Raw genomic sequence first — 8,282 nt, 5'->3', positions numbered from 1 at the left:
TTCATATTGTTTTTGCGCTTATATTAGGAGATTTAGAAGCCTTCTTTTTAGAGAATGAAGCGATGCAAGCCTTTTTAACAGGCGAAGGAAATGTCATGGAGCAATTTATTGTTTTATTGATGGCTATCATGACATTATTTATTACGGCGCCGGTAATTATCAGTTTTTTGAGGCTGCGCGGAGAAGAAAAATCCAATCGGACAGAACTTGTATTCAGCAGGGCAGTGTCACGGATGCAGCTGCTGAGGGCTTATCTTGTTCCGGCTATTCTAATTGCGATTCTGCTGCCGATATTACAGGCGTTTGCATTATGGAGTGTGGGAACGGTTATCAGTGAGGACATGATGCCTCTTGGAGATGTCATGGGAGCTTCCGTTGTGTATATTCCAGCGGTTCTGCTTGTGTTAGGCTTGGCTGTTTTATTAATCGGCTGGCTTCCCAGAGCAACTTCACTTGTGTGGCTCTTCCTCGTTTACGGGTTTATCGTCATCTATTTAGGAGATATTTTAGAGCTTCCGGATTGGGTAAGAAATCTATCGGTCTATGAACATGTTCCAGTTTACCCCAGTGAGGAACTGTCTTATGCCTCTCTATTGATTCTCTCTGGAATAGGTGTATTATTGATATTTATTGGTGCATGGGGGTATAAGCGACGTGATATAGAAGGATAATAGATAGAAAAATCATGTCTGCAGAAAATTCATACAACGTTTAAATCCGGTATATAATGATAATTTAATGGAAAGTAACCTCTTTAACTCGATTGCCGTAAGGGGTTACTTTTTTTATTTGCAAAATAATAGAATGTGAAAAAGGAAATCAATATGCATTCGAAATGATGTGTACTGTCAAGAAAGAGAAAACCATAGGAAAAGGACATCTGCCGCCTTGAAAAAATAGTCAAGGACACTCTGTGGAAGAAGTTAGAGATAAGGACTTACAATCAATGATCAGATAAATGCAATGGGGATTATACAAGGCTAGTATGTTTATCGAAAAAGTGACATACTTATCTCTTTCCCCTTATAATAGAATGGCAGAGATAATTAGAAAAGCTTGAGACAGGGAGATTTGGTTAAAGCTGCCTATACACAATCTTTCCTGCAAGCTTTACATAACGAGGAGATCAACAATATGTTTCATTTTCATAAGCCAAATAATAAGAGAAATTTGGAACCTAAAGCAACATTGAGTTTAAAAAGCAAAATGATTATTCTGATTAGCCTGTTGATTTTGGGTATTTTTATTCTTCTTACTTGGTTTCTCCACTCGTTTATTTCTAACACCATTGAAGACCAGGTTGGGAAACGTGCGCTAAGCGTAGCTCAAAGTGTCGCTAATATACCAGAAATCAGTTCGGCCTTCGAGTTAAATCATCCTGCTTCAGTCATTCAGGAAATTGTTGCTCCGATTCAGGAAGAAACGGCTGCTGAATTTATTGTTGTGGGAAATAAGGAAGGAATCCGCTATTCCCATCCAGACCCAGGAAGAATCGGGGAAAAAATGATTGGCGGAGATAATGCTCGTGCTTTACAAGAAGGAGAAGCTTATGTATCTCAGAGCGAGGGATCACTTGGATTGTCTATTCGCGGAAAAGTGCCAGTAAGAGATGAGACAGGGAATATCATCGGCGTAGTATCCGTAGGCTTTCTAAATGAGGATGTCCAAAGCATTATAGCGAATCAGAGCAAGTCCCTGTGGCTTACCATGATAGGAATTGTTGTATTAGGTATTGCAGGTGCCATTTTTATTGCCCATCATATCAAAAAGCTATTATTCAATATGGAGCCAAAAGATATTTCTTATTTACTTTTGCAAAAGGAAGCAATATTGCAATCCACGCATGAAGGAATGATAGCGGTTGATCATAATGGAATGATAACGATGATAAACAAAGCAGCAAAACAAATCCTGTTTCGTGAGGATCAGCAGTTTGGGCATGTTTCTGGGAAATCAATTGATCAATTCATTCCCAATACGGGTTTATTTGAAGTATTGAAAAGCGGGAAGAGCCAGTACGACAAAGAAATGATATTTGGTGAATCCATTGTTTTAGTAAATCAAGTACCTGTCTATATGGAAGGGGAAATAGCTGGGGCGGTTTCTACTTTCCGGAAAAAAACGGAAATAGAGCATGTGACGCAGGAGCTTCAGCAAATTAAACAGTATGCAAATGCCCAGCGTGCTCAAACACATGAATTTTCCAATAGTTTATATACCATTCTCGGCTTGCTTCAATTAGGGGAGCGAGAAGAAGCCATCGATTTTATTAAAAAGAAAAGAAATATTCAAGAGAAGCAATCGCAAATCTTAACGAAGCATGCAGCCAATCCGGTAGTTCAGGGACTTTTACAAGGGAAAATCAATCAGGCGAATGAGCTTGGGGTGACTATTTCCATCCACCCGGACAGTCAACTCAATCATGTTTACGGCGGGGATAAACAGGAGACATTAATTACTGGAATTGGAAATATGCTTGAAAATGCGCTGGAAGCCGTAAAAGGTAATCAGGAGAAGGAGCGGCAGATTAATCTTTTTTTCACAGATATTGGGGACGATATTGTGGTAGAGGTGGATGATTCTGGTCAGGGTATATCAGAGGAGGCAGCTGCCCATATCTTTGAACAGGGGTATTCCACAAAAGGAGAGAAAAATCGTGGAATAGGATTAGCGTTGACACAGCATGCCGTCCAAAAGCAAGGCGGTCAAATCATGCTGGAAGAAGGAGAAATGGGCGGTGCCTGTTTTGTAATGATTATACCTAAAAATGGGGGCGACTCGGATGAAGGACAGCATACAGGTTCTTATTATTGAAGACGATTTTCGAATTGCTGAAATCAACCGGAGATATGTAGAGAGGATAGAAGGATATATGGTCCAGGAAGTAGTGAAAACAGGAGAAGAGGCGCTTGCTTTTCTTAAAAAGTGTACGTATCTTCCACAGCTGATTCTGCTTGATATATACATTCCTGATGTAAAAGGATTGAATCTGCTTTGGCAAATACGTCATCTCTATCATGAAATTGATTTGATTCCTGTTACTGCTGCTAATGAGACAGTAACCATTGAAGAAGCACTAAGGGGAGGTGCTTTTGATTATATTGTAAAACCTGTCGATGCGGAGCGTTTTGCGCAGTCCTTGGAGCGGTATAAGCAATATCGGAAATTTTTTTCTGCTAAAGAGACGTTAGGACAAATGGAAATTGACGCTTTTACAGGTGCTGCAGACGCCAGCTATCCATCTAATTTGAACAGCATTAATACGACTTTGCCTAAAGGAATTGATCCGATTACGTTGAATGATATTAAACAACTTTTGGAAGCAGATCAAGGGAATGGGATTACTGCCGTGGAACTGAGCAGTAAAATTGGAACGAGCAGGTCTACGGCACGCCGTTATTTGGAATACCTGGTATCTGCGAAAGAGGTCCAAACAACATTAAAATACGGTACTGTCGGCAGACCAGAACGAGAATATATACTTCGTGAAACTTATGAACAAAATGAATAATATAACAAATAAACAACTTATGAGAAGAAGGTTCCGCCTTCTTTTTTTTCATGCTATTTTATTTATTAATCGAAAAATTTGTTAACGCTTTCAAAAAAGGGCGTAACTAGCTAGTAATTACGAGGGATAATCAATAGTATGAAATAAGGGGAGATAGGGATGTTAAGCTTAATAGGATTTTTAACAATACTGGCAATTGTTATTTTATTGATTCGAGGTAAGGTTCAGCCGATTATTGCGATGGTATTAATACCTATTTTAGGTGCATTTATTGCAGGTTTTGGTTTAGGAGAAATTGGAGAATTTTTTAATGAAGGAATTGCTACTGTAATCGACGTTGCTGTTATGTTCATTTTTGCAATTCTTTTCTTCGGGGTGATGTCGGATGCTGGATTATTTGATCCATTAATTAATAAAATGGTTGCGATTTCCCGCGGGAATGTTATTGCCGTTAGTGTAGCTACTGTATTTATTGCAGCTGTTGCACAGTTGGATGGTTCTGGAGCGTCGACATTTCTCATTACGATTCCCGCACTGCTTCCGCTATATAAACGTTTGAACATGAATCCATATTTGCTGCTTCTTTTGATTGCAGGAAGTGCAGCCATCATGAACATGGTTCCGTGGGGAGGGCCTTTAGGGCGTTCTGCTTCTGTTTTAGGTATGAATATTACGGAATTATGGTATCCTCTTATACCAGTACAAATCATTGGAATGGTATTAATGATTGGTATAGCTATATTTCTTGGATTTAGGGAAAAAAAGAGAATTGAACGGCGCTTTGGGAAAATGGAGGCTGCTGCAGCACTGGAGAATATTGCAGAAAATATAGATATTGACAGCGCTGACGGGGAGAAAAGTTCCCCCAATAAAAATCCGAACGCGCGTCCCAAATTGCTTTGGATAAATACGATTATTACATTAGGTGTTATTGCACTGTTAGTAACTGGGATTATCCCGGCTGGACTTGCGTTTATGATTGGACTTGGTTTTGCATTACCAATCAATTATCCAAAAATGAATGATCAAACGGAGAGAATTAAAGCACATGCCTCAAGTGCTTTAACGATGGCAACGATTATTTTAGCTGCTGGAACATTTTTGGGGATTTTAACAGGGACAGGAATGATGGATGCTATAGCGGAAGATGGTGTGTCCATCATGCCGGAAGCCGTCGGGCCATATTTACATCTGATTATCGGCTTCCTAGGAGTACCTCTTGACTTGCTCACAAGTACAGATGCATATTATTTCGGAATACTTCCAGTTGTGGAACAGATTGCATCAGGCTTTGGCGTAGAATCCGTATCTACTGCATACGCGATGATTATTGGAAACATCGTAGGGACCTTTGTTAGTCCGCTTGCTCCTGCAGTTTGGCTGGCGCTTGGTTTGTCAGGTTTGGAAATGGGACGCCATATCAAATATTCTCTTCCTTGGTTGTGGGGGGTAAGTATTGTTTTAGTAATTATTGCAGTATTCATGGGTGTTATTTAGGAAGGCACTATTTGACACTATATATAAAAGAGACAATCGCTTACCAGAGATTGTCTCTTTTATATGGGGAAGTTTGTGCCTCTTATTATTAGGTGAAACCGAATGACGTTGATTACGAAACAGAAGACGAAAAATTTTATCTGATTAATAAATTTTTTAAGCGATAAAGAAAGGGAATCGAAAGGGTTTAGTTTACTCAGAATGCAGGAATTGTTTAGTTATATACAATTCCTGCATTTTATAAATGGAGGAATCAAAATGGGAGGTTTAGCATGTCAGAACATATAATCAAAAAAGGAAAGGCGAACCTTTGGAAAGGGTACGAAGCAGCTGGAGGAACGTTATTTCTATCGGAAACAGAATTAACGCATCGTCCGCATGCTGTAAATATTCAATCCGGTGTCATCTCAATCGGTTTAGACGAGATTGAGCAGGTAGAAGCAACCGCAAATAAGCTTTTATTTATTCCTATCCCAAATGGCTTAACAGTCACCTTAAGGAATGGGGAGAGGTATCAATTTGTTGTTTTCGGCAGACGGAAATGGATAGATGAAATAGAATATACGATAAAGAATTTTGTTTGAATTTTGATCCGGATAGAATATTCAGGTTTTAAAGAATATATTTACTTTACCGCAGTCCCAGTCAGTTACACTGCGATAAAAAGTAAAGATTTCGCTATTTTGTTACATAATCTGCCAAAATCTTTTAATATTTTCATTTAATTTGTCATTTAGTATATAAATTTCTATCCAGAAGTAGTAAAATAAGAAAAATTAGAATGTTTATTTTCGATACAATCATTTTTAGAAGCAGTAGCTTGAAATAGTTAGAAAACTTAATTTGTTGAAAATTATTTCAGATAAGTGATGTGTCTGAGGCATTCCAGAATAAGCAAGGGAAGAGAGCTATTCTCTAATCTTTTAGTAAAAATCTTAGAAAGAAGGTAAGGAAATTGGCGGAATTGCGCAGCGATATGATAAAAAAAGGTGTGGATCGTGCACCGCATCGAAGCCTGCTACATGCTGCAGGAGTAAAAACAAGAGACTTAGGAAAACCATTTATTCTGGTGGTCAACTCTTATATAGACATTGTTCCAGGACATATTCACTTACAAGAATTCGGAAAAATTGTAAAAGAAGCAATTCGGGAAGCTGGCGGGATACCATTTGAAATGAATACGATTGGGGTAGATGATGGCATTGCGATGGGGCATATTGGAATGAGATATTCCCTGCCGAGCCGGGAGCTGATTGCCGATTCTGTGGAAACGGTGGCAAATGCGCACTGGTTTGACGGAATGGTGTGTATTCCCAACTGTGACAAAATTACACCGGGGATGCTGATGGGGTCTCTTCGTGTAAATATCCCATCTATTTTTGTCAGCGGCGGTCCGATGAAGGCTGGTACAGACAGTGCTGGTAATCCGCTTTCCCTGACTTCTGTTTTTGAAGGAGTAGGAGCCTATCAAGCTGGAAAAATTGATGAAGCAAGATTACTAGAGTTAGAGCAAAATGCATGTCCGACATGCGGCTCTTGTTCGGGAATGTTTACAGCGAATTCAATGAACTGTCTGGCAGAAGGAATTGGACTTGCGCTTCCAGGAAACGGGACAATTCTTGCTGTTGCAGAAGAACGTAAAGAGTTTGTAAAACGTTCTGCAAAACAATTAATGGAATTAATCAAGAAAGATATCAAACCGCGCGATATCGTAACGAAGGAAGCAATCGATAATGCCTTTGCATTAGATATGGCAATGGGCGGATCGACGAATACAGTATTGCACACATTGGCTTTGGCCCATGAGGCAGAAGTAGATTATCCGCTGGAACGTATTAATGAAATCGCAAATCGTGTGCCGCATTTGGCTAAGGTTGCTCCGGCATCAAATTATCATATTGAAGATGTTGACAGAGCGGGTGGAATCAGTGCAATTATTAATGAATTATTGAAAAAGCCAGGGGCATTTCATGGAGACAATTTAAGTGTATCTGCGAAAACAATCCGGGAAAACGTTCAGGATTCGGAAATTCTGGACACAGATGTTATTCATACATTAGATAACCCGCATTCCGAACGAGGTGGACTGGCCGTATTGTTTGGGAATCTGGCTCCAAATGGCTCTATCGTCAAAGTAGGCGCTATTGACCCAGAGGTAGGCGGGTATTTCAAAGGGCCGGCTGTCTGCTTTGATTCACAGGAAGAAGCATTAGAAGGAATTGAATCCGGCAAAGTAGAAGAAGGGCATGTTGTGGTAATACGTTATGAAGGCCCTAAAGGCGGTCCGGGAATGCCGGAAATGCTTGCACCGACCTCACAGATTGTAGGACGGGGGCTTGGTGCGAAGGTTGGTTTAATTACTGACGGACGTTTCTCCGGCGCATCCAGAGGGATTTCTATCGGCCATATCTCACCAGAAGCTGCAGAAGGCGGTCCAATTGCCTTTGTAGAGGATGGAGATATAATTGAATTAGATCTCGAAAACCGTGAAATGAATTTACTTGTTTCGGATGAAGAATTTGAAAAACGCAAAGCAAATTGGAAAGGCTTTGAGCCAAAAGTGAAAAAAGGGTGGCTTGGCCGCTATTCTAAACTTGTCACTTCTGCGAACACTGGCGGAGTGATGGAAATATAATTGAAAATCTGCGTCACAGTTTAATCGCTGTGACGTTTTTTCTTGATAGGATGTTAACGATAAACGTCTAGTTTGAATAATATAAAGTGAAACTTCAATCAGTGGGGGTTTTCTTTTCATCCCCACTGATTGGGGTTGCGATTACCCGCCCCATCATAAAGAGTTGTTAGCTGAATGAATCGGGCCGTTACTGGCTGTTGGGTCTCCCACTTAGAATTTTCCAGTTCCTTCTATTCTTAAAGTGGAAGCCTTACAAAAGCCCTTCGATGAGGCAAGTAATCGCAATGGTTTTCGGTGGGGCGAGTAACCGCAGTCCCAGTCCCAGCCAGTTACACTGCGATAAATAACGGAAGATGATTTGAAGCGAGAGGTTGAGGGGAAATGGATGAAAAAAAGGATAATCATTCTAACCATTCAGATCAAGATATACAAGTTTCTTATAGCTTAAAATTAGCTTTGATTGGCGGTCTGTTAGCTACATTGGGTGATGCTATCAGCACCTATGCTGCCAGCTTGGCAATCGATGAATTTTTACAGGAATCGGAAGAGCAAAATGAGAAGGACCAGCAGCTGGAGGAAAGACTGGCTGCAATAGAAAGGAAATTAGATGCATTTCAGAACAAAACGGAATGAAAAATG

Annotated in this window: 6 protein-coding genes and 1 pseudogene; all 7 read left to right on the top strand. The window is 40.1% G+C overall.

The features are described 5' to 3' along the window. Positions 1-671, top strand: a pseudogene (locus ACZSMY_RS22700) (ABC transporter permease); the annotation flags it as partial. A gap of 463 nt (positions 672-1,134) precedes the next feature. Then, positions 1,135-2,814 (top strand): ATP-binding protein, encoded by a 1,680-nt coding sequence (locus ACZSMY_RS22695; protein WP_256705707.1) that lies wholly within the window; start codon positions 1,135-1,137, stop codon positions 2,812-2,814. Next, positions 2,783-3,511, top strand: a complete 729-nt coding sequence (locus tag ACZSMY_RS22690; RefSeq protein ID WP_256705708.1) for a response regulator — start codon at positions 2,783-2,785, stop codon at positions 3,509-3,511. The genes ACZSMY_RS22695 and ACZSMY_RS22690 overlap by 32 nt, the downstream gene beginning before the upstream one ends. Before the next feature lie 159 nt (positions 3,512-3,670). Continuing rightward, positions 3,671-5,008, top strand: a complete 1,338-nt coding sequence (locus ACZSMY_RS22685; protein WP_465148365.1) for a CitMHS family transporter — start codon at positions 3,671-3,673, stop codon at positions 5,006-5,008. Positions 5,009-5,280: 272 nt separating this feature from the next. Then, entirely contained in the window at positions 5,281-5,592 is a 312-nt protein-coding gene (locus ACZSMY_RS22680; protein ID WP_042531967.1) for a hypothetical protein, read from the top strand. A 380-nt stretch (positions 5,593-5,972) separates the two neighbouring features. Further along, entirely contained in the window at positions 5,973-7,643 is a 1,671-nt protein-coding gene (gene ilvD / locus ACZSMY_RS22675) for a dihydroxy-acid dehydratase (protein ID WP_256706275.1), read from the top strand. A 381-nt stretch (positions 7,644-8,024) separates the two neighbouring features. After that, a complete protein-coding gene (locus ACZSMY_RS22670; protein WP_256705709.1) occupies positions 8,025-8,276 on the top strand; it encodes a hypothetical protein in 252 nt (83 codons plus the stop codon). The last annotated feature ends 6 nt before the right edge of the window (positions 8,277-8,282 follow it).

This window comes from Oceanobacillus sp. B139/18, assembly GCF_055524595.1.
This window is presented reverse-complemented; position numbering and strand designations above follow the sequence as displayed.

What these genes read in the sequence shown, in the direction of transcription:
- ACZSMY_RS22695 (WP_256705707.1), top strand. Translation starts at nt 1,135, where the DNA reads ATGTTTCATTTTCATAAGCCAAATAATAAGAGAAATTTGGAACCTAAA.
- ACZSMY_RS22690 (WP_256705708.1), top strand. Translation starts at nt 2,783, where the DNA reads ATGAAGGACAGCATACAGGTTCTTATTATTGAAGACGATTTTCGAATT.
- ACZSMY_RS22685 (WP_465148365.1), top strand. Translation starts at nt 3,671, where the DNA reads ATGTTAAGCTTAATAGGATTTTTAACAATACTGGCAATTGTTATTTTA.
- ACZSMY_RS22680 (WP_042531967.1), top strand. Translation starts at nt 5,281, where the DNA reads ATGTCAGAACATATAATCAAAAAAGGAAAGGCGAACCTTTGGAAAGGG.
- ACZSMY_RS22670 (WP_256705709.1), top strand. Translation starts at nt 8,025, where the DNA reads ATGGATGAAAAAAAGGATAATCATTCTAACCATTCAGATCAAGATATA.